We start from the raw sequence: 22,477 nt of genomic DNA, 5'->3' as shown, positions 1-22,477 counted from the left end.
GTCGGTCGGGTGAACCAGGTTTTTTCGTCCATCCGGATTTCGCATTACACTTCCGGCGTCGTCATGCATGAGCATGTCCACGACACGACGAGTTTCTGCCTGGTGCTGGCCGGCAGTTACCAGGAAACGATCCGCGGCGGCAGCACGGTGCACGAAGCGGGAGCCTTGCTGGTCTGCCCGGCCCACGAACCCCATGCCCAGCGTTTCGGCGCCGGCGGTCTCTATAAACTGGTCTTCCAGCCCACCGGCGATACCCTCGCGCGGTTGGGTGATGTCATCCGCCTCAGCGAAGCACCGGCCTTGCATTCACGGGCCGTGGCCGATGTCGGCCGTCGCCTGGTGACCGAATTACGCCGTGACGATCCGTTTTCGGCCATGGTCATCGAGGGGCTGTCCCATGAACTGGTCGGACTGTTTGCACGGGGTCACGCGACCGGTGGACGTCTGCCCGGCTACCTGACCAAGGCTGTCGACTATGTCCGCGCAGCGGATACAGCCACCTTGAGCCTGGCCCAGGTCGCTGCCGATATTGGCTGCGACGGTGAACGACTATCTCAGGCCTTTCGCCGCTATCTCGGCTGTACGTTGGGCGACTATCAGCGCCGGCTACGCGTCGAACGGGCCGCGGCCATGTTGGCCGGCAGCCGCATGTCGATCAGCGACATTGCGCATAGCTGCGGTTTCGCCGATCAACCCCACCTCAACCGGGTATTCAAGGCACAAATCGGTACCACGCCCGCCGCCTACCGGCGAAATCTGCGCTGATCGTTCAAAAATCCGCCACCGTTCAAGACAGCGGTATCGGCCTGCCGTAGAACCATGCCGTCGTCCAGGAGGGAAGATGCCATGCGCGCGAGATCACATATCAAAACTATCGGACTGGCCGGTCTATTGACCGGCTTGCCGCTTGCCTCGGCAGCGGGAGGCGCTGGCGCCGCCGCGCCTGCCTATGACGCCGCCGCCTGGAATTCGGACTATGCCGAACTCAAAACCATCCTGGAAAGGGACTATGCCAACCTGGCCTGGTTCGGTTCTCCCGAGGGTGGCGTCGACCTGCCTAGGCTCGATCACCAGACGCAGGCCGCCCTGGCGGTGGCGCGATCCGACGAAGACGCGCGGCGCGCCATAACGCAATTTGTCGCCGCCTTTCACGGCGGCCATTTTTCCATCCTGCCAACGCTGGCGCCGGCTGCGACAGTTGCACCGTCGGCGGTCGACCGGCCGGCCTTCGACGCCGGTAACGCCGCCGGCACCTGTGCTTCACTCGGTTTCAACCCCAGCAGCGCCATCGCCTTTTCCGCGCCGTTCGAAAGTCTGCCGGGCTTCACCTTGCGCGGTGACGGCATGAGCTCGGTCTACCGCAGCGGCTTGGCGACCACGGCCGGCGGCGTCAAGATCGGCATCATCCGTATCCAGAACTTTCGTATGCGCGCCTTTCCGGCGGCCTGTACCATGGCCTGGGCGAAGCTGGCGGCAGACCACACGCTCATCGATTCGGGCAGTCTTCGCGATGCCGCCTATATCATGTGGTACACCGCCTTCGGCGACGAGATTGCTGCCCTGCGCGCAGCCGGCGCCCAGGCGCTTTTGATCGATGTCGGCAATAATTCCGGCGGCGACGATAGCGGGGACCTGTTCCCGCGCCTGTTGACCGACAAGCGGGTGGAGTCGGCGCGGCTTCTCGTGGTCGCGTCTGCAACCGGGGCCGGCTTTGCCGACGAACAGATTGAAGACATAGACGGCGTGCTGGCCGCCAAACCGGCGCCGGACGGCGAGACGGCGCTGCGAACGGCACGGGACTATTTTCTCAAGGCAAAAGCGGCGGCGACGGCGCCTTGCGACTTGTCCTGGGTATGGCGCGAGCAGCGCCCGTGGGCGGATGGCGGCTGCAAACGCCTGGTGGCGGTGGGCTATGCCGGTGGTTACGCCGCCAGCCTGCCGCGCGGCGCCTATGACGACCAGAACGTATCCTCGCAATTGTCCTTTGCCTCGGGCGCAGACGATATCTGGGGCCTGTGGACCGGACCGCTTTACGTCCTGACCGATGCCAATACCTTCTCCTCGGCCGAAATGTTCACCGCGGTGGTTCAGGACAACCACATCGGCAAGATTGTCGGCGTGAAGACGGGCGGTGACGGGTGCGGCTTCATGGGCGGCGGCGATCCGCCGGTCCTCTATCATTCGCTCATCCGCCTGCGCATACCGAATTGTATCCGTTTGCGCCGGGACGGCAGCAATGAAGTTGCCGGTATTACGCCCGACCTGCCGGTCCTGCCCACTACGGGTGAAGATGATCGCCAACGCGCCGTGCGTTTGCTCGATACCCTTGCCGGCGACATGAAGCCGTAATGGCTATCATGATGAATCATGATTTACCATGGTGGGAAAAAACTTAACCTAAACGGGATGTTAGCTATAATCGGTAATGCCCGATCAATTTTTTTCAGGCTTCCTCGATGTCATGGCGGCGAAAAAACGCCGATATCATTCGGGGAGCTACAATCGATGTCAAACAAGCACGGCGGCGACGGTAACGACAATCTGGAAGGCACCACGGAGCACGACGAGATTCATGGCGGCGGCGGCGGCGACCATGAAAGCGGCGGCAAGGGCGACGACACGCTGTATGGCGACGACGGCGCCGATACGCTGGAAGGCGGCGACGGCAACGACACCCTGCACGGCGGTCATGGCAATGACGTCTTGCGTGGTGGCGGTGGTGATGACCTGATCGTCGACGATGCCGACGGCGGCAATGACACGGTCGATGGCGGTGTCGGTATCGACACCTTCGAAGCGGTCGGCGATCTGCGCGGCAGCACCTTCGTCAATGTCGAGGTTCTGCATGGCGCCAATATCACCGGCTCGGTGGCGCAGTTCAACAGCTTCAAGACCATCGGCAATACGACTTCGGGCGGCCATCTCCATCTGCGCGACGGCGGTACGCTCGACCTGTCGGACAATCTGCTGGCGGGTGTCGACATTACCTCGTCCGTGGCCGGCAACCGAATCGTCGGTGGCCGCGGCGAAGATCACATGCACGGCGGCGCCGGCTGCGATACCTTCTTCGGCGGCGACGGCTCCGACAGCGAAAACGGCGAAGGCAATAATGACGAACTGCATGGCGGCGGCGGCAATGACGCCCTGAGCGGCGGCGCCGGCAGCGACACCCTGTTCGGTGACAACGGCAACGACACTTTGGACGGCGGCATCGGCGCAGATATCCTGACCGGCGGCGCCGGCAACGATACCTATGTCGTTGACATGGCCGGTGACAAGGTCACCGAAACCGACGGCGGCGGCGTGGATACGGTGCGTTCGTCGATCGACTATATGCTGGGCGCCTTTGTCGACAACCTGACCCTGACCGGCGTGACCAATCTGCGCGGCTACGGCAATGACGGCGCCAATACGATCGTCGGCAATGCCGGCAATAACATCATCAACGGCGGTCACGGCAACGACACCCTGACCGGCGGCGCCGGCGCTGATATCTTCGGTTTCGGCGGCGGTATGGGCCATGACACCATCACCGATTTTTCCGCGCGCCAAGGCGATAGCATTTCGCTGCGTGACTACCACGCCCACGATACGGCCGTGATCACCCAGGTCGGGGAGAATACCCAGATCGATCTCGGCGGTGGCAATGTGCTCACCGTGCTGAACATGTCGGCGACCAATGCCGACTTCCTCAGCCATATCATGTGGTAGCCGGAATTATGTTGTAGACGGAAGGGTTCCGCGTGCTTCCCTGATTGTGGCGCGCGGACAACCTTGCTAAGACGGGCGGCCGCTTCCATATGGTGCCCATGCCCAAGCCCCCATGTCTCAATCTATGACCGAACTCGCCGTCCCATCCGATATCAACGTCCAGACCAGCATCCTGGCCACCGGCGCGCGCGTCCTGCGTACCGAAGGCGAGGCCCTGCTGTTGTTCGCCGGCTCGCTCGATGACGCCTTTATCCGCGCCGTCGAGATCATGTATGCCGTGCGCGGCCGCATCATCATGTCGGGCATGGGCAAGTCGGGCCATATCGCCGCCAAGATCGCCGCGACCCTGGCCTCCACCGGCACCCCCGCGCAATTCGTCCACCCGGCTGAAGCCTCGCACGGCGATCTCGGCATGATCACCGCCGACGATGTCTGCGTCGTGCTCAGCAATTCCGGCGAGACATCGGAGCTGTCGGACATCATCGCCCATACCCGCCGCTTCGGTATCCCGCTGATCGGCGTCGCGTCGCGTCCGGACTCGACCCTGCTGAAGGCCGCCGACGTGGCCCTGGTCCTGCCCAATGCGCCCGAAGCCTGCGCCATCGGCATGGCGCCGACGACATCGACCACCATGACCCTGGCGCTCGGCGATGCCCTGGCCGTCGCCATCATGGAAAAGCGCGGCTTCCAGCCGACCGATTTCCGCACCTTCCACCCTGGTGGCAAGCTGGGCGCCCAGCTTCTGACGGTCAGCCAGCTGATGCATGGCGGCGACGCCCTGCCTTTGTGCGCTGAAAACACCCCGATGAGCGATGCCCTGCTGGTCATGACGGCCAAGAGCTTTGGCGTCGTTGGCGTCACCGCGCCCGACGGCACCTTGGCCGGCATCATCACCGACGGCGACCTCCGCCGCAACATGACGGGCCTGATGGACAAGACGGCCGGCCAGGTCGCCTATCGTTCGCCGCGCACCATCCGCCCGGAGGCCCTGGCAGCCGAGGCGCTCGGCATTATGAACGACAAGTCGATTACCTGTCTGTTCGCTGTCGACGAGGCCAAGAAGCCGGTCGGCCTGATCCATATCCATGACTGTTTGCGTGCGGGAGTAGCCTGAGTTGAAGACTATCATCATCATTCCGGCGCGTTATGCCTCCAGCCGTTATCCCGGCAAGCCGCTCGTCATGCTGACCGGCAAGGACGGTGTGGCCAAGTCGCTGATCCAGCGTTCCTGGGAAGCCGCCAAGTCGGTGCGCCATGTCGCCAGCGTCTATGTCGCGACCGACGATGCGCGCATCCGCGACGCCGCCAGGGCGTTCGGCGCCGAGGTTATCATGACCTCGGAAGACTGCGCCAATGGCACCGAGCGCTGCGCCGACGCCGTGAAGCAGTTGAAGGAATCGGCCGATGTCTATGTCAATCTGCAGGGCGACGCGCCGCTGACTCCGCCATGGTTCGTCGAGGCCCTGATCGACGAGATGAAGGCGAACCCGGAGTTGGAGATGGCGACGCCGGTCTTGCGTTGCGACGCCCAGACCCACGCCAATTTCGTCGAGGACCGTCTGCATGGCCGCGTCGGCGGCACGACGGCGGTGTTCGACAAGCATATGAACGCCATGTATTTCTCCAAAGAGGTCGTGCCCTATACCGGCAAGACCTTCGGGCCCGAAGATGTCATTCCGGTCTTCCACCATGTCGGCGTTTACGCCTATCGCGGCGAGGCCCTGAACGCCTATGGCAGCTGGCCGGTCGGGCCGCTCGAGCGTTACGAGGGGCTGGAGCAGTTGAGGTTTATGGAAAACGGCATGGCGGTACGTTGTGTCGAGGTCGATGGCCGCGGGCGGGTGTTCTGGGAGCTGAACAACCCGGTCGATGTCGCCAGAATTGAGAGTGTATTATGATTAAAGCTCAGCATGTGAAGACCAAGGTCATCGAGGTCGGCGACATCAAGATCGGCGGCGATGAGCCGTTCGCCCTGGTGGCCGGTCCGTGCCAGATCGAGAGCCTCGAGCATGCCCTGATGATGGCAGAAAAGATTGCCGAGGCCTGCGCGCCAACGGGGACAAAGTTTATTTACAAGTCGAGTTACGACAAGGCCAACCGGTCGAGCATCGGGACGGCGCGCGGCATCGGCATGGAAGAGGGTCTGGATATCCTGGCGGCGGTGCGGGAGAAATTCGGCTGCCCGGTGTTGACGGATGTGCACGATACGCATCAGTGCGAGCCGGTCGGCAAGGTCGTCGATGTCATCCAGATTCCGGCCTTCCTGTGCCGTCAGACGGACCTGTTGCTGGCGGCGGGCGCGACGGGCCGGGCGATCAATGTCAAGAAGGGGCAGTTCCTGGCGCCGTGGGACATGAAGAATGTCGCTGCCAAGATTGCGTCGACGGGCAATGAGCGCATCATCCTGTGCGATCGCGGTACGTCGTTTGGTTATAATACTTTGGTGACGGATTTCCGCGGTTTGCCGATCATGGCGCAGACGGGTTATCCGATCATGTTCGACGCCACGCACAGTGTGCAGCAGCCGGGCGGGCAGGGGACGACCTCGGGCGGCCAGCGGGAATATGCGCCGATATTGGCGCGGGCAGCGTGTGCGATTGGGGTGTCGGCGGTGTTTATCGAGACGCACCAGGATCCGGATCATGCGCCTTCGGACGGTCCGAACATGATCTATATCGACCAGATGCAGGAGCTGATCGGGGTGCTGCGGCAGTTCGACGACCTGGCCAAGGGCAAATAACGAATGGGGTTTGGGGCCTGAGGCCCCCAAGCCTTCCCTTTTCCTGTTTTAGCCTGGCCCTTATGGGCCAAGGCCAAAACAGGAAGAAGAAAGATGTGGGGTCGCGGACCCCACGCCCCATTAGTTTTCTCCCGTGTCCACGAACGCCTTGAACGCTTCCGCATACTCCGGATGCCAGCGCGACAGCGGCGGCCGGTTTTCGATAATATCCAAAGCCGCCCACGCGATCCGCTTCTCATCCAAAGCCCGCGGCACATCATTGTCCGGACACAGAATATAGAAGTCGCCGCGGTCCAGACTGTCCACCATGAAGTCGACCGTCTGCTCGGCCGTCCATGCCGCCTCAGGCTTATCCACCCGCCCGCGCGACGTCATGCCCGTCCACACAAAGCCCGGGATCAGCAGATGTGCCGTCACCGCCGGGTTCGGTCCGTTGCGTAACTCATGCTGCAAGGCTTCCGTAAACGCCTTCACGCCCGCCTTGGAAACATTATAGGCCGGATTGCCCGGCGGCGTGGTGATGCCCTGTTTCGAACCGGTATTGATGACCAAGCCCGGTTTTCCACTCGCCACCATCGCCGGCACGAACGCCTGGGTGCCGTAAATGACGCCCCACAGATTGGTGTCGAGCGTTGCCTGCCAATTGGCCGGATCGATGACGGAGCTGTCCGGCCCGATGGCGGCATTGTTCATCAAGACGTCGGGGACGCCGCCGAGCATGTCGGTATTTGCTGCGAAATAGGCCCAGCGCTCACGATCGGAAACATCAACCGGCCAGCACATAACACTCGTGCCGAAGCCCGGCCCAAGATTCATGGCTGCCAAGCTATCAAGAGCGGCCTTCAAATGGTCTTTGTCCTTGTCGAACAGACTGACATTGAGCCCCATGGCGAGAAACTTTTTCGCCGCGGCCAGGCCGATACCTGAGGCGCCACCGGTGATCAGGGCTGTATTGCCGGGTTTGAGGGCAGGGTGGGACATGGCGTGGCTCCTGTGATGGGAGATGCACCGATATCATATGGGGCGTGGGGTCCGCGACCCCACAAAGCCTGTCTTTTTCTTCCAATCCCTCGCCCCGAAGGGGCGGAAGATTGGAAGAAGAGGAAAGTCTTGGGGCCATGGGCCCCAAACCCCATAGGTTATTCGGCGTTCTCCATCACCGCCGCCAACGGCTCAAACGCCCCGGAACAATCCCTCAACCCAGGCGATGACCGCGCCTCCACACGCTCCACCGTCACATCATCCGCCACCGACGGCGTCAACAAAGCCGCAAACCCCGTCGCTCCCGGCATCACCGTAAAATGCACGCCAAACGGCCGGTCCTGGCCCTTGCCGCCCGTCACCGCTGGCTGCGGCCCATCGAACACGACCGTCTCCAGTTTCAGACCAATCGGCCGCCCCGGATAGCCACGAAACGTCAACGTCCCGCCGCCATATTTCGCACTCCCGACATAGTGAAAATTGCGCACCGTCACATCGGCGAAGTCCGGATCCAAGACCCCAGCCTTGTCGCTATAGGCCGTGTCGAACACCATCGGCCGCACTTCATTCCGCATACAGACGTTTTCGAATACCACGCCCGTCACCTTACCGCCACGTGACGGATCCGACTTGATGCGCAAGCCATTGCCGCCCGGACTGTCCATCCCGTCCAGCACCAAGTCGCTCACCACAATATCGTGCACCCCGCCATCGGTCTCCGACCCGATCGACATGCCGTGGCCATAATAGAAATGATTGTGGATATAGGCCTGGTGCTGCGACAAAGCCCCCTGGCCCGCCTTGATCGCAACATTGTCGTCGCCCGTCGAAATATAACTATAGGCCAGCAAGACGTGCCGGCTATTGCCCGGATCGAAGCCGTCCGTATTCTTCACCGTCTCCGGCGTAAAACAGACGGCCGGCGTCCGCACGTCCGGCGTTGTCCCGTCCATACAGGCATAACCCGGCGGCGCATAAACCGGTGACGGCGTCAAAATCTTGATCCCCCAGGCCGTAATCCCATCCACATCATTCGGCACGATATGGAAGTTCGGACTGTTCACAAACCTCAACCGCAACAGGGTGAAATTGCGCCCGCCGTCGATCTGCACCAGCCGGAAATTGTGCTGCACCAAACCCTGCTTGGTCTGCCACGCCACGTCCCACCACGACCGCTTGCCGGCATTCGGACCCGACAATAATAACGACCCGCCGCGGCCGTCGATCGTGCCGTCACCGACCAAGCCGAAATCGACCAGATCGCGGCCCTCGATCAAGGACCGGCACGACTTGACCGTCGACCTATTGGCTGTACCGCAATCGCCGGCGCCCTTGTCGTAGTCCGCGGGATCGCGCGACGCAAACAGCGTCACACCCCTGTCGATCCACAACATCACGCCCGATTTCAAGGTCAATGGCCCGGTCAAAAAGGCGTCCTCGCCCCCAGGTCCCACCACCAGCTTGACCGCGCCATCTACACAGCCATCGATCGCCGCCTGCAAACGTGCCTGATCGGGATGGGCGTCGCGGCCGTCGGCATCATGATCATCGAGCGACCCATACCGCGCGGTCAACCCGGCCGGCAAGGTCGCACAAATATGCGCCGGATAGGCCGGCTCCGCGATCGTGCCCCACGACGTCGTCACAGGCGCCTCCGCGCGCGCGACGGCAGGCCAGGCTAAAACGACAGCGAACAGGATTTTGGTAACCGGTGTCATTCGTAAACCTAACTCGCCCGCACGCCCCTGTCAAACCGGCCAAGTCCTTGCAACATGACAATAATTTAACGCACATGAACGAACGTTAAGTTGCCCGCGTTACGATCTCCTGTCTTCTGAAGGCACACATAACCGCCATCACGGCGGATACAGAAATCGGGGACCTTCATGTCAGACATCGCAATAACACCCGCGCCCAAACGCGGCCTCAAATACGTTTTCGTTGGCCCAGACGGCCTGCGCGCCGGCTGGGCCATGCTTGTTTTCGCCCTCATCACCGTGGCGCTCGTCGTCGCGCTTAATGTCGGCCTGCACGCCATCCACTTCCACGGCCCGAAATCCGATCCCAAGATCATGGATCCGATCAGCACCATGTTCCAGGAGGCGCTCGTCGGTGGTATCCTGCTGATCGCCACCGTACTTGCCGCCCTGATCACTCGCCGCAAGCTCAGCGAACTCGGATTCAGCCTGGCCAACGCCCTGCCGCGCTTCCTTCAGGGCCTGTTTGTCGGTGTCGCCGCCCTGTCCGCGCTTATAGGCCTGCTCTATGTTTGCGGCGCGATCAAGTTCGGCCCGATCGCCCTGCACGGCGTCGACATCTGGCGCAGCGGCGGCCTGTGGGGCCTGGCCTTTATCCTGGTCGCCCTGGCCGAGGAACTTATGTTCCGCGGCTTTCTGCAGCAGGTCCTGGCTCGCGGCCTCAACTTCCGTTGGGCTTGCCTGCTCCTGGGCATCCTGTTCACCGCCGCCCACGGCATGAATCCCGGCGAAACCCCGATCGGCCTCATCGGGGTCTTCGCCGCCGGCGTTATCCTTTCGCTCAGCGTCTGGAAGACTGGCACCATCTGGTGGGCGATCGGCTTCCACGCCGCCTGGGACTGGGCGCAATCCTTCCTGTTCGGCGTTGCCGACAGTGGTCAACAGGCGGCCGGCACCTTCATGTCCGCCCAGGCGGTCGGCCCGGCATGGCTGAGCGGCGGCGCCACCGGCCCCGAAGGCAGCGTCCTGGACCTGGCCGTCACGGCCGTCATCGCCGGCATTATCATGCTGACCCTGCGCAAGGACCACGATCTCAAGATCAAGTGGTAACCCTGTCAAAGCCTTGACTTAAAAGCCGGAACGGTAAACATGAGCGCCACTAAAGAGGTTCCCATGCGCCGCTCCGGCATCATTATTCTCAACATCTTCGCCGCCCTGTGGGCCATTCTCGCCCTGGTCGAGGCCCAGCAGCCATGGTGGGAGCTGGCCTTTCCGGCGCTCCTGTCGGCCGGCCTGATTAACTGGGCCATGATGCGCACCACAGGCGACCCGGCGCCCGATCGGGAAGCGCGCAAACGCACCGTGCGCATCGTCGCTATCGCCAGCGCCGCCGAAGGCCTGCTGATCTTCGCCGCCGTCAATGTCCTGCACGTGATCGGCCGTCAGGACCTGACCGTCGCCACCATCGCCGTGATCGTCGGCGTCCATTTCTGGCCCCTGGCCTGGGGCCTCAAAGTGCCGCTCTACTGGACGACAGGCCTTTTGCTGGTGCTTGTCGGCATAGGCTGTGCCATCGGCATGCAGGCTGGTCCGTTGCGCGATGTCGGCATCGCCTTTGCTTCCGCCATCATCCTGTGGCTGTCGGCCTGCGGCATCGCGCTGATGCCGCGCAAGCCTTAAATCGCGAAGTCCCGCGACACGGTCTGGCTGGCCAGCCACATCACCCCGACCGAGATAATGCCGCCCAGGACGGTGGCATAGATGCGCTGTTCCGAGCCATAGATGGCCGACACATGCGCCGAGTAAAGCAACATGACGGCGGTGAAACTGACCGCCAACGAAAAGGCGGCGTAACGCGCCTTGATCAGCGCATAGGCGCAGGCCGAACCGAGCACACACAACACCAGCTCCAGCCATCCCGCCGGCGGCAACACCAGGGCGATCACCGTGGCGGCGGCACAGCCGGCGACATTGCCGAGCAGGCGCTCCAGCCCGCGTTGCTTGGTCAACTGGAACTTCGGCTTCAACACGATCAGGGCCGTCATCGGCGCCCAATAGGCCTTGTCGAGACGCAGTCCATAGGCCGCCACCATGGCCAGGGTCACGCTCAGCGCCGCGACCGAGCCATAGGTGATCAGGGCCCGCCGCGTCGCCGGAATCGGCACGTTCAACACCGGCTTAGGGTGGCTTTTCGGGATGGTGCGATCCAGCACCAGGACGCACGCCATCTGAAACCCGCCGGCCACCAGGACGATCACACCGCGATGCACGGCGTCCTGCCATGTGCCGGCATAGTGCGACGCCAGGAGCAGGGCGATCGTCGCCTGCAAACTGACCCACCAGATATCGTCATCGATCAGGGCCAGGCAGGCGCAGCCCGCCGCCGCGGCCGCCGCCACGACCAAAAAGAGCGGAAAATTCCCTCCCGTGAAAGACCCGATCAGCGCCGCGGCCGTGGTGAGGGCCACCGCCCCCAGCATCGAGCGCATCTGACGGTAGCGCCTTAGGCCGAAACCGACCGAAAAAGCGCTGCCGGCCGCAATCGCCGCCGTCAGGGCGTCGCGGGTGATCAGGCCGTAGAGTAAACACGCCGCCATGCCCGGCGCGCACACGACGGCATGATGCCAATCGAAGGGCTGGAAATAGCCGAGGAAGGTGTCGAAGCGCGCTTTGAAGGTCATGGCCCAGATGTAACGCGCCAGGCCTTAAATTGCCATCTGTGCGACCTGCAACATCTTGAGAAATTATTCATGGTCCGGGAGAAGATGAAGCGGATGAAGCCCGGATATCTTCATAATGAGCGTCGCCTTATGCAGTAGTCACGCCGCTGCATAAGACTATTCATCATATTTAAAAGATGGAGTTTTTAGAAATTAGTGCAGTGCCTGGGTTTGGGTAATAGGCTGCCGCACAGCGCGTGAAAAAAGCCCGCCCTGGGTGCCGTAATTCGCATGAGGCCTCGGTCAGGTCCTTAGTCAATGGGTGGATGGCACACCCAATTCGGCAAGACCGAACTACTCCAAAACAAGCGAAACGAAAAGCCTGGCCGGATAATGTAACGCTCGTCGCGGATATCGGCATCCGCCGGAACGGATTATCAAAACAATAGCTTGATTTTCATACGGATTGTGCGGAAATGACCTATCCGAACGGGCAATATGGGGGGACGTGACATGGGTGGTAAATGTGTTTGGGCGTGCAGCGCTCTGGGCCTGGTTTTGCTGACGGGTGCACCGGCCCTGGCACAATCCGTGTCGGCGCCGCCCGCACCCTTGCCGCTTGAGACCTATGTGGCGCCGCCGCCGGCCATACCTGTAGCGATGGCCCCCCGGCGGCCTTCGGAGATGCGGTCACTTGCGAACCAGGCTCAGCTCGGCGATGTTGTGGCCCAATATCAGCTCGGCATCACCTTCCGGTGGGGGCCCCATAAAGATCCCGGCACGGCCGCCCGGTGGTTCGAAAAAGCGGCCGACCAGGGCTTTGCCGACGCCGAATTCGCCCTTGGCAATATGGCTTACGGTGACGGTGACGGAGACGTTCACGATTACCCCAGCGCCTTGAATTGGTTCCAGAAAGCCGCGAACCAGGGCGACGCGCCCGCGCAGGACTTTCTCGGCCATATGTACGCCAAGGGTTTGGGCGTCGCCCAGGACGACATCCAGGCCTATCTGTGGTTCGACCTGGCGACCGCGGCGCCCCATGGCCATATCTGGGACGGCAATTTTCCGGATGAAAGAAGCGCGCTGGTCGCCAGGATGACGGCTGGCCAGATAGCCCAGGCACGAACCCTGGTCCTTGCCTGGAAACAGGCGCCCTTGACGCCCGGCCAGCAGATTACCGCCACAGTGCCCGGCACCAATGCCGGACGATACGACGAAACGCTGCGCATTCTGACACCCCTCGCCGCCGGCGGTAATGCCCGGGCCCAGGTCATGCTGGGCGAGTTGTACAGCTCCGGCTCCGGCGTCGCCAAGGACGATGTCGCAGCGGCGGCATGGTTGCAAAAGGCGGCCGACCAGGGCAACCCGGCGGGGCAATTTTTCCTCGGCTCCATGTATATTGCCGGAACGGGTGTGCCCAAAGACTATGCCGCCGCCGCAGGCTGGACACGCAAGGCCGCCGATCAAGGTCTTTCCGAGGCACAATTCGGCCTTGGCCTCCTGTACAGTGTGGGCCATGGCGTTCCGACCGACCTCACCCTGACGGTCTACTGGTTGAACAAAGCCGCCGTGCAGGGAGAACCGAATGCCCAATACTATATGGGCCTGATGTCGATGAACGGCCTCGGCGGACTAACGAAAGACCCTGTTCAGGCCTATGTCTGGATAAAGCTCGCGACACTGTATGCGGACGACCCCCAGCTTGTTGGCGAAGCGACGGACAGCCTTAAGACCATCGGCGCGCACATGTCGCCCGATCAGATTTCCAAGGCTGAGAGCGTGGTCAAGGCCTGGCAGCCGGTGTTCCAGATCCCTTAGGCGTTTATGGGGCCTCAACCCCATGTCGGGTCCGCCTCGCGGCTTTCTTCCTGGCGCGCTACCCGCGACTATGCGATCGGCCGTTCGAGGCCGGGGGAATATGGCGCCTGTGTCCCTAATTCCTGCGTAAGCGTTAGATTTTCGCGCTCGGACGACGGTCACCGGCGGATGTCTTCCGGCGTTTGAACCAGGACAATTTTACGCTTCCGAAGATTAGCCCCCCAAGCCCCCAGATGACAGCGCCGAATAGCAAATCCCCGACCGAGAGGGCTTTGCCGTGAAGTATACCGATAACGGCAGGCGTAACCGACATTGCCATATACATGGACACGCTCCAGACGAAGCCCGTCACCACCCCAACATGGGCGATTAGCCATTGCGCGACCGGCGTCTTCTCGCCTTGTCGCGGGCCGGATTTGATGCGACGCGACGCGACCCACCAGAAAGGTAATAACAGGACGAGCGTCGTCAGCACGACGACGAGGAGCTGTAGACCGAAAGTTGCCAAGATCGCTTCTCCTTTTTTTGAAGATTAGCACCTGGGCGCGCATTCCGCATGCGGAAATGAGGGCGGCCGTCACCGTAATCCGAACAGGTGAAACTCACGGAAGGCAAAATAGATCGCCCATCCGGCCACGATCAGGGCCCAAATAACCGCCGATTTCAATCCCTCCCTCCACGCAGGCATCGGCGCCGGCACGTCTTCCGCCCGCAGCACCTTATCGGCAAACCGCCATCGTGACGTGTCGGCGTGATCGTGCAGAAACGCCATGACCTCTGCGGAGATGTCGCGATCCGAAAACAGCGAATGGACGCAGGCATCGGCGTAGGGCCACGGCCCCCCGGACAAATAATAAGGCTCCGTCACCATGCACAGGCGAAGCGCCGACGCCGTCCGCAAAGTCACCACTTGAGGCGGATCGCGCTCGTCGTCCAATGTTTCCCACTTGGTCATATAGATGGACAGCGGGCGCTCCTTGCGTCCCAGGTCTTTTTCATCCTCGGCGATCGAGACGTGTCCGGACGGATCGTAGCCGGCGATGAAGGCAATAAGCGTTCGCCAAACGGCTTCATCAAACGTCGTATCGGGGACACGTTCGTAGAAGGTGTTTTCCTGAAGGACGGTGAACCGGTGCGTCAGCCGGGCGGTTGTCACATAAGGCGGGAACGGCATGTGTGGCTCGTTCCCCTTCATGAATTCCAGCTCAATCATGAAGCCCCCACTAACGGCGCAAATGCGCTTCGCCCTACCCCTGAGTAACCGCACCAAAAAGCACGGTGAAGTCACCCCTGGCCAGGTTAGCCGCCGGGACAAATACGTAGATTGGATCGGCGTCGTTGATCCACATGTCCATCACCTTGTTCGACTCGATCAGAAGAAGCAGGCGTAATGTGTCCGCGCCGGCGAAGAAGGCGTCGCGATTGTCCAGAAAATAGCGCACCTGATCGTCCTGTGCGTCGGTCCAGGGCCGGTAAATTGTTCCGTTATTGAGTCGTGACTCGTTGCGTTTCAAGGACAGCCATTCATCCCAGTCCTTGATAAAGGCGTACCGTTCAAGGCCTTCCCGGCCGATCTCCCGGGCATGCAGCGCCAGGCGGAGGTCCGAACCGTCGTGATCGAACCCTTGCCCCAGCAGTTGGCCGATCGCGCCCGCGTGTCGCTCGAAAACTGCATCCTGCAGCCTGTCGAAATCGCCATCGGGCGCCAGGGCTTCGACGGTCTCGTGAAGGTCCAGCCCCATGACCGGTATCGTGACGCCTGGCCGAAAAGCCTTGATGGTGACGGGCTTGAGCTGGTTGACATAGGCGCCGTAGGCCTCTTCGTCTTCCGGCGCTGTCAGACGCTCAAGGGCTGTGCCGGGGGGCGTCAGGATCGCGCGAACCGGCACAGGGTCGGCGGCGCTTTCGAGATAGTCGACGAACAGGGACAGCAAGCCTTCCGCCGGCAGATCGACACACCCCGTACGCGTCCGGACGTCAGCCAGATCGAGCTGCCCCAGGAAGCCGCAATATCCGTAGTCGCTGCGCGGCCACGCCGTGCCGGCGGCAAGGTCGGGCGCGCCGCCCAGCCTTGTCCCGCCCAATGGCGCATCGGCCGCGGGTTCACCTGCGATCATGTGGAAACAAGGTTTCGCATGACGCAGAATCGCCTCCCGGGCGTCCTGCAAGCCGCAGCTGTCAATCAAGGTGTTCAGATCGTCGAACGACGCCAGGGGCCCGGGCGGCTGCATTGGCGGCTGCGCCGTCGGCGTCGGCTTCGGGCCGGAAAAAATACGTCTCAGCCAGGACAGCATAAAATGACATTTCCCATATAATACCAAGCGTCATGACCTTTGACTCATGGCGTTTGGCAAGGGCGACCGCCCGCCGCCGTGGACGCGTTCAGGCCTCAGGCCTCGGCTTGCGGGCAAACAAGCTGAGAAATCCGGTCACCGCCGCCGTCAGGATGAAGATCGCCAGTGCCGATACGACGGCCAGAACCAACGCGGAAGCCGATGCGGTATCCGGGGTACTGTCGCCTGTGCCGCTTGAACTCGCAGCGCTCAGTGCGGGAAGGATCAGGAGGCCAGCGGTAATGCCTGCGATAAAAAGCGAATCTGTCAAAGGGCGAAAGACGCGTGACCCCTTTATAAAGCACAGGACGACAACGGCGATGCCAACCGGCACCGAAGCGCTGCCTGCGGCATATCCGAGGGCGCCGCCAATCTCCTCCGGATCCGTGGAGGTGATATGCGGCCAGTGGAGGAGCACGACGACGGCAAAAGCGATCACGGCGCCGATCGCGATACCGGCCCCGCGGTCTATGCCACGACCTGGCGGTATAGCTGCAGTCTGCCGCTTCTTTTGTTCGACCATTTTCTCGATGGCCGCAGCGGCTGGCGACAGCCGTTCGAAAATATCACATATGTCTTGATCGGGAAGATGGGCTGCGTTGAAGGGGGAGCCATTGGCTTTGCGAAGAAACGCCAGACGGGCTTCGTTCAACCGGTCGACATCCGCCTTCGTTACGGGACCTTCGCCACAGCCGAGCCACGCTGCCAACCTTTGCCAGTCACTGACCTGATCGGGCGTCGCGGCATTGTTTTGGACCGCTTCGCGCAGTTTAAGCACAAAATATGGAAACGTCTCCGGCTCGAAGGCGTCAGAATTCAGATCACTTTGCGCCATTTTCCATCCCCCAAAAGCCCATGCCAATTGCCGGGCCCCCGGTTATTTGTAAATTGGCCGTGCTCCAGGAGTCAAGTTATACCAAGCGCCATGACCTTTGACTCATGGCGTTTGGCAAGGGCGACCGCCTGCCGTCCGGGGGACGCCCAGTCCTGATGCGGCGAGCCATGCGGCGTTTGAGCTGAAAAAACCGAATAACAACGAAGCGGTTCTACACCGCGCATATTGGTATTAACCTGTCACGGTAATCCTGGTATCTTTACGGCGTTGAGCTAATAGGAGTTTTGGAAAGGCGATTATTCGTTAACATAACAAATATCGCCTGCTCGTGCAGGAGTGCTGCACAAGAAGCATTGTTTCTAATCCAGATATTCGCACCCATGTTAACGTGTGAGTCATCACCATAGAAACTGCAAAAGCCTTCTAACCAGTCTTCATTCCTAACTTCGAGATGAACGACACCGCTGCCCTTGGGATGCGCACGCCCCTCCACGAAATATCTACCAACCAATGTATTCTGAATCACTGCAGCTTCCAGGCGGAATGAAGAGTCTCCGAGGTAACTGCCGCTTGGGTGATTATTCGCAAGCGGTGTGTAGAGGCCGGTCAAAAAACTTCCGAGTTGCACAACGGTAATCGTTTCAGTTGCAATGTAACCAGATGCATTGACGTCGTCTTCAACGTAATACGCTGTCCAGTCGCCACTAAAGTCATAGAGCGTTGTCCAATATGGTTTTTGTGCAAGGTAAGTGTCCGGTTGAGGACAAGAATCCTCATCGTCCGTCTGATTTTGGCCTAGTCCCAAAATTTGATAGCGATCAACGGACCGCCCCAATGCTTTGGCGAACCACGCGAGATTTTCCGGGCTAACTTTGCCCTTCTCGGCCCGTTCTAGCATCGACTTGTCTAACACGGGACCGCCAAGTGTTGCGACCTCGGCCAACAATTTTCGCCGTGGCCATCGAAGAGTGTCTCGATCCTCGCGCAGTTGTTGCCCGTTCACAGTTGGATGTCTTTGCATCGTCTTTCCGAGCCTATTTGAGAAATTCACGAGACATTTTCGCGTAATTTCGTGCAGACGACAAGGCCGTTAACCTTTGGTAGCATCGGTCAGCATGCGGAGAGTTCCTCCCTTGCGTGGACTAGCAGAATGGAGAAATGTCATGTCCAATATCATTACGGTTGTAACAAAGGACGGATACGCGAAAACCGGACCTGAAGTAAAAAGTTCCTACGGCGTAGGTGATGCTTTCTTAGATATCGTATTCTGTGGCGCCGTGAGCGGTGCGCGCGCGCTTTCTGGTGATGACGGCACCCGCACAGTGATTTCGGAAGGTGAACGGTATACTGGGCAGAAGGTTCACACCTGGCGTTAATAGGTAGACTTGCTCCGTTCAATTAATTACGTGAATGCTAAGGGCCGGGAAATTCTCCGGCCCTTAGCTTTTTCCTGTTTGAAGCTACATTTTGACGACGTTTTGCCCCCCAAACCATAGCTTGGCTTTTTCTATTACGGCGGCGGACGGGCTTTCATAATAGACTGCTAAGCTACGCTTGGCCCTGGTGCAGCATACATAAAAGAGTTTTCGCGTCCGCTCCAAAACGCTGGGATTGCCATTTTCTTCGAAAAGGTAAGCAAAATTATAGTTCGCCCAGCGCCCATTATCCATGACCACTAGAACATTATCAAATTGATCGCCTTTGATTTTGTGCTGCGTAGAAAACGGCGTTTTACCTTCCAGATATTTGTACAGTTCTTGGAAGTCTCCATATCGAACACCTTTCACCCTGTTATAGAGGTAGCGGCGCTTTTCTCGAAAAGCCGAAAGTCGATCATCTTTTTTGCAAATGCCCGCATGATCAGCGTAGTCAATCACCTGTTCTATCGTTTGATTGCTCATGCCGTTCAAATGAGCTATGGCATCGCGTAGCCGCCTCTTATCGGCAATTTTCAAAATCTTGAACTCAGTCGCCTTTAAGACCTCCTCAAGTCGATTATCGGCATACTGGCTAATGGTTGCTTGTATCCTGAACAGGTGTTTGATTAACGCGTCTCGCTCCGAACTCGGCTTCGACTCGTCGTCCTCATCCTGCTTCTTGTCATCAATCAATTGCTTTGCATCCACATAGGTCCGGCGGATTTCTTCAAACGGATAGCCAAGCGCTTCCGCGAATAAAGCAGGGTGCTCATCGATGAATGTTTTTTGTCCGGGCGTGGGTAGCACTGCCGCCGGTTTCGCAGCCGATAACTTGAGGTGCTCGACCACCTGTCCGAATGTCATTTCGCTGAAGTCATCGACGATGGCATTCTCTTTGATATATTTTGTTATGCGAACCTTATACTCCAGAACTTTGTCGGCATCGTAAATCTGCATAAGGGTCGAAAATCCGGCCCTGGGTGCGATTAAGTTATGGGTTAAATTTAGTTCTTTTGTTTCCCTGGTATTGCCAAAATTCCAACCCAAAATGGCTTTCAACTTATCCAGTTCAGACGCGGCGGTTGTCGAATAGAAAAAACGAATTTCGCCGTCGATCAATTTGCCATCCTGCATATTGGGCGCGTTCATGTCGGTTGAGGCATGTTGAACAATGCCATCGATCCTTAAACGATTTGCCAGCTCAATGACTAAACGCGGATTTCGTCGGTTTTGCTCTTTCTTTATCTCGATGACGTCGGCGGATATTACATATCGCTCCAAATTTCCAACGGTGTCGTCATAGATCGACTGCATTGCATCGCCGAAAAAGCCGAACAAAGGCCGCTTTTCAGTGCCGCGAAAGAAATTCAGGAATATCTCGACCACCAGAGGACTGGTGTCCTGATATTCGTCGATGAGAATGAAGTTGAACCTGTCAGCAAGGATATTTCTCAACTTCACATGCTTTTTAAACATGAAATTGGCAAGTATGAGTAACTCGTCATGCGAAATGACGCCGTCTTTTAAGGACAGATATTCCTTGTACCGTATGGTCTTGTCCGCCAAATCGGCTGCGGTCAGTTCATCGCCGGTCGCGTTAATTTTAACGTCCGGGTCCTCCGCCAGCGTCAAAAGTGCAACCTTCAATTCCTTTTGGAATAGCGAAATACAGCCCCAAAGAAACTCATGGATGGTTGAGACAACGAGCCCCCTATCCGCGATGCGGCCCTGAATCTGGCGAACTGCCGCGTTCGTATAAGTAATGCAAGCAACGCGCGCCGAAGGGCGCCGCCGGAAAATTTCATTTATCACGCTAACGAGTGAATAGGTTTTACCGCTGCCTGCACCGCCGCTCAAAAGGAAGTTTGCTTTGGCATTGATCTGCTCAAAAATCGCATCCACTTCCGGCTCAAGATTTACGCGCGCTTCAGCCATCCAAGCCCCTCCGAAATATATCCAGGTATATTCCAATTGGAGAAGTCGAGGGTAAACTCCCTCGGCTCGCTACCAGGAGGGATTTGCAGCGCCTCCGTTTTTGACACGCTGTTGAGCAATATTTCGACTGCAAATGACGGCTTAGTGCGAACCCCTGCACGTGCGAATTCATAGGGGCCGCCGCCTTTTAGGAATTCTTCGAGGTGCACGTTGACGATGCTCGTAAAGCTATGGTCATCGGCAACCTCGCCGTCAACCTCGCCGTCAACCTCGCCGTCAACCTTGCCGTCGCCATCGCCATCGCCATCAGTAACTCGGGCTTTCAAAAACGCTCGATTGATGTGAAAGAATGCGTCTTCGAAGCTGGAAGCAGTGTATTTCTTACCTTTCGCATCGGATTCTTCTGTCTGATAGGCTATTGCAATCCGTCCCGAACCGTCAGATTTCCATAATTTTGTATCTTTGACTTTGGAGATGATCTTCTCCGAAAACTTAAGTGCCAGGAAGTGGGCTAGCTCCTTTTGGCCACCGAAAAAATAGGCCAAGGAACTATTTGCGGAGTGAGTACCATCGCCGACAGGACAGGCGTGAGACGCTGTTTTTGGATTGCCATTTTTATTCAAAACTGGCTTTGCAGCGTCGTCAAGTTTCGCCACCTGTTTTACGGCATCGAGATCGGTAATGATAAGGAACTTGATACCAAGGAAGTCGATGAATTTCTCGAAAATATGCGAGTAGGCACCAACGTCTACAATTGAGATGTTTTGAGAATATAGCGGCGCTACTGCTGGCAATTCGCCCTTCGCTTCGGCCAGAGCGTCTTGCTGATCGATTTTCTTCATCATTGCCGGAAGCAAAATGCGTTCGGTATCTCCCTCGATGAGGATCGCCTTATCAGCAAAAAAAAGTTCGGCACGATGAAGCGTTAGATATTGCTTCAAGAAACGGAAATGACTGTCTTGTTTATCGTCGTCGTATTCTTTTTCCAAGTCGCGCAAGTTCTTTGACACGACGCCAATGCCCGTTTTCTGAAAGTATTTTATATCGTGGAAATCGCTTTCAGACACGATATGCGACGAATGAGTGGTAATAACAGTTTGTATGTCCCGCCGCTGCCCGTCTTCCCGTTTCACGCCCTGGCGCAACAGAGTTTTGATGTTTTTAATGAATACCGCTTGCATCTGCGGATGGGTATGGACTTCGGGTTCTTCAATAAACAGAATATTTATGTCGGCTGGGCTGTCATCTTTGTCTCGTTGAAACTCCTGAATAAGTATTTTCAGCTCAAAGATCATGCTGATCAGGTTCATATAACCTAATCCATTATAACTTTCAGGCAAGGAGTGTTCGTGGTCTTGGCTGCCGTAAACGACGGTGGTGTTCTTTTCCAATAGGTTCGACTGTTGAAGTGTCGAAATCACTTTGATAATAGTGTCGTCGGGTTTTACGCCACCGAATGCTTTTACGTCGGCAATCACGTCGCTAAATATAGCCTCGTAAATCTTGTTTAGGTCGGTGTCCGTGTCGGTCAAGGCATCCCTGAATTCCTCAATTACATCGGCATTAGCGGCCTTATTTTCCAGCTTTTGGTAGATTTTCAAGGAAAGTTCGGACAGTGACTTGTCTGCCTCTTTGTTCGATACGCTCCGGCGCGCGCTAATCCACTTAAAATTKATAATTTTATCTATGCGGACGCCCGACTTTTCGATGTCGAAAAAGTCAGCGTCATTTTCCTGCTGAGTGCCGGTGTCATAAGCGATGCTTTTCTTGGCGACCGAAAAATAAGTGGCGTGCTTGTCACTTAGGAATTCGAGGATATTCTTCGCCTTTTTCTTCGTACCCTTCTCAATTTTCGCCTGCCGTTCCGTCGAATACGCGGCAAAATCGGACTTCAACAATAGTAATTTTTCCTGGGTTAGCCGGTATTCGAAAGCAAGAACTATCTTGTTATTGTCGGGATCGAGATCCGTAAGTACGGTGTTCCCGACGTTGGCCAAGTTGTCGTGCTCGCCATATTCGATAAATAATTTCAATGAGATGCCGAGAAACGGAAATTCATCGTCGAACTTTTCATCAGCCTCAACAATCGTTTTTAACCGATCTTTCAATTCAACATTGAAATCATCGAACGAAAAATGAGGTACGCCGCCGCCTAAGAACTTATCTAAAATAAGAAGTAACGATGTTTTTCCGCAATTATTCTTTCCAATGACGAGCGATAAAACCTGCTCAATATCAACTGTGATATCTTTCAGGAGCCGAAAATTCCGAACTTTGATTCGTATAATCCGCATCCGACTCTCTTCCAGCACGGTGTAAACCTTGGGTGCAGTACAATGACTCATTCCC

20 protein-coding genes are annotated in these 22,477 nt (G+C 58.3%); 10 read left to right on the top strand and 10 right to left on the bottom strand.

Annotated elements, in window-relative coordinates; genetic code table 11:
• The first annotated feature begins 9 nt into the window (after positions 1 to 9).
• The 6 genes from AC1DX3_RS06450 to kdsA all read left to right on the top strand — a co-directional run bounded on the left by AC1DX3_RS06450 (position 10) and on the right by kdsA (position 6,451).
• Positions 10 to 765, top strand: a complete 756-nt coding sequence (locus tag AC1DX3_RS06450; protein ID WP_476988426.1) for a helix-turn-helix domain-containing protein — start codon at positions 10 to 12, stop codon at positions 763 to 765.
• Positions 766 to 846: 81 nt separating this feature from the next.
• Positions 847 to 2,349: a S41 family peptidase gene (locus AC1DX3_RS06445; protein WP_476988425.1), complete on the top strand. Its 1,503-nt coding sequence runs from the start codon at positions 847 to 849 to the stop codon at positions 2,347 to 2,349.
• Positions 2,350 to 2,505: 156 nt separating this feature from the next.
• Positions 2,506 to 3,711: a calcium-binding protein gene (locus AC1DX3_RS06440; protein ID WP_476988424.1), complete on the top strand. Its 1,206-nt coding sequence runs from the start codon at positions 2,506 to 2,508 to the stop codon at positions 3,709 to 3,711.
• A gap of 124 nt (positions 3,712 to 3,835) precedes the next feature.
• Positions 3,836 to 4,825, top strand: a complete 990-nt coding sequence (locus tag AC1DX3_RS06435) for a KpsF/GutQ family sugar-phosphate isomerase (protein ID WP_476988423.1) — start codon at positions 3,836 to 3,838, stop codon at positions 4,823 to 4,825.
• Position 4,826: 1 nt separating this feature from the next.
• Positions 4,827 to 5,609 carry a 3-deoxy-manno-octulosonate cytidylyltransferase gene (locus AC1DX3_RS06430; RefSeq protein ID WP_476988422.1) on the top strand — a complete coding sequence of 261 codons (783 nt, stop codon included), beginning with the start codon at positions 4,827 to 4,829 and terminating at the stop codon, positions 5,607 to 5,609.
• Positions 5,606 to 6,451, top strand: a complete 846-nt coding sequence (gene kdsA, locus AC1DX3_RS06425; protein ID WP_476988421.1) for a 3-deoxy-8-phosphooctulonate synthase — start codon at positions 5,606 to 5,608, stop codon at positions 6,449 to 6,451. The genes AC1DX3_RS06430 and kdsA overlap by 4 nt, the downstream gene beginning before the upstream one ends.
• Positions 6,452 to 6,571: 120 nt before the next feature.
• Here the strand turns inward: kdsA and AC1DX3_RS06420 are convergent, their stop codons facing one another.
• Entirely contained in the window at positions 6,572 to 7,432 is an 861-nt protein-coding gene (locus tag AC1DX3_RS06420; protein WP_476988420.1) for an SDR family NAD(P)-dependent oxidoreductase, read from the bottom strand.
• A 158-nt stretch (positions 7,433 to 7,590) separates the two neighbouring features.
• Positions 7,591 to 9,078: a glycoside hydrolase family 28 protein gene (locus tag AC1DX3_RS06415; RefSeq protein WP_476988419.1), complete on the bottom strand. Its 1,488-nt coding sequence runs from the start codon at positions 9,076 to 9,078 to the stop codon at positions 7,591 to 7,593.
• 240 nt (positions 9,079 to 9,318) lie between these two features.
• Here AC1DX3_RS06415 and AC1DX3_RS06410 point away from each other — a divergent pair, with 240 nt between their 5' ends.
• A complete protein-coding gene (locus AC1DX3_RS06410) occupies positions 9,319 to 10,239 on the top strand; it encodes a CPBP family intramembrane glutamic endopeptidase (protein WP_476988418.1) in 921 nt (306 codons plus the stop codon).
• 39 nt (positions 10,240 to 10,278) lie between these two features.
• Positions 10,279 to 10,809 carry a hypothetical protein gene (locus AC1DX3_RS06405; protein WP_476988417.1) on the top strand — a complete coding sequence of 177 codons (531 nt, stop codon included), beginning with the start codon at positions 10,279 to 10,281 and terminating at the stop codon, positions 10,807 to 10,809.
• Here AC1DX3_RS06405 and AC1DX3_RS06400 read toward each other — a convergent pair.
• Complete coding sequence (locus AC1DX3_RS06400) at positions 10,806 to 11,810, bottom strand: FUSC family protein (protein WP_476988416.1); 1,005 nt, start codon at positions 11,808 to 11,810, stop codon at positions 10,806 to 10,808. The two genes, AC1DX3_RS06405 and AC1DX3_RS06400, sit on opposite strands and share 4 nt — an antisense overlap.
• A 492-nt stretch (positions 11,811 to 12,302) precedes the next feature.
• Here AC1DX3_RS06400 and AC1DX3_RS06395 point away from each other — a divergent pair, with 492 nt between their 5' ends.
• Positions 12,303 to 13,607, top strand: coding sequence for a tetratricopeptide repeat protein (locus AC1DX3_RS06395; RefSeq protein ID WP_476988415.1), 1,305 nt, complete (start codon positions 12,303 to 12,305; stop codon positions 13,605 to 13,607).
• 133 nt (positions 13,608 to 13,740) lie between these two features.
• On the opposite strand, the gene AC1DX3_RS06390 is transcribed toward AC1DX3_RS06395, so the two are convergent.
• From AC1DX3_RS06390 to AC1DX3_RS06370, 5 genes are all read right to left on the bottom strand, one after another.
• Positions 13,741 to 14,115, bottom strand: a complete 375-nt coding sequence (locus AC1DX3_RS06390; protein WP_476988414.1) for a hypothetical protein — start codon at positions 14,113 to 14,115, stop codon at positions 13,741 to 13,743.
• Positions 14,116 to 14,184: 69 nt separating this feature from the next.
• Positions 14,185 to 14,820, bottom strand: a complete 636-nt coding sequence (locus AC1DX3_RS06385; RefSeq protein ID WP_476988413.1) for a hypothetical protein — start codon at positions 14,818 to 14,820, stop codon at positions 14,185 to 14,187.
• Between the two features lie 34 nt (positions 14,821 to 14,854).
• Entirely contained in the window at positions 14,855 to 15,901 is a 1,047-nt protein-coding gene (locus AC1DX3_RS06380; RefSeq protein WP_476988412.1) for a DUF1963 domain-containing protein, read from the bottom strand.
• An 88-nt stretch (positions 15,902 to 15,989) separates the two neighbouring features.
• The gene (locus AC1DX3_RS06375; RefSeq protein WP_476988411.1) at positions 15,990 to 16,775 is read right to left on the bottom strand and encodes a hypothetical protein; all 786 of its coding nucleotides are present in this window, start codon (positions 16,773 to 16,775) and stop codon (positions 15,990 to 15,992) included.
• Positions 16,776 to 17,034: 259 nt separating this feature from the next.
• Positions 17,035 to 17,718, bottom strand: a complete 684-nt coding sequence (locus AC1DX3_RS06370; RefSeq protein ID WP_476988410.1) for a hypothetical protein — start codon at positions 17,716 to 17,718, stop codon at positions 17,035 to 17,037.
• A 220-nt stretch (positions 17,719 to 17,938) separates the two neighbouring features.
• On the opposite strand from AC1DX3_RS06370, the gene AC1DX3_RS06365 reads away from it, so the two are divergent.
• Complete coding sequence (locus tag AC1DX3_RS06365; protein ID WP_476988409.1) at positions 17,939 to 18,151, top strand: hypothetical protein; 213 nt, start codon at positions 17,939 to 17,941, stop codon at positions 18,149 to 18,151.
• An 84-nt stretch (positions 18,152 to 18,235) separates the two neighbouring features.
• On the opposite strand, the gene AC1DX3_RS06360 is transcribed toward AC1DX3_RS06365, so the two are convergent.
• Both AC1DX3_RS06360 and AC1DX3_RS06355 read right to left on the bottom strand, forming a co-directional pair.
• Positions 18,236 to 20,128 (bottom strand): UvrD-helicase domain-containing protein, encoded by a 1,893-nt coding sequence (locus tag AC1DX3_RS06360; RefSeq protein ID WP_476988408.1) that lies wholly within the window; start codon positions 20,126 to 20,128, stop codon positions 18,236 to 18,238.
• Positions 20,110 to 22,422 carry an AAA family ATPase gene (locus AC1DX3_RS06355; protein ID WP_476988407.1) on the bottom strand — a complete coding sequence of 771 codons (2,313 nt, stop codon included), beginning with the start codon at positions 22,420 to 22,422 and terminating at the stop codon, positions 20,110 to 20,112. Before AC1DX3_RS06355 ends, AC1DX3_RS06360 begins: the two co-directional genes overlap by 19 nt.
• Positions 22,423 to 22,477 lie beyond the last annotated feature (55 nt).

It is taken from the genome of Asticcacaulis sp. P2_B1 (assembly GCF_056404915.1).
The sequence above is the reverse complement of the archived record's forward strand: the minus strand, read 5'-3'. Positions and strand labels throughout refer to the sequence as shown.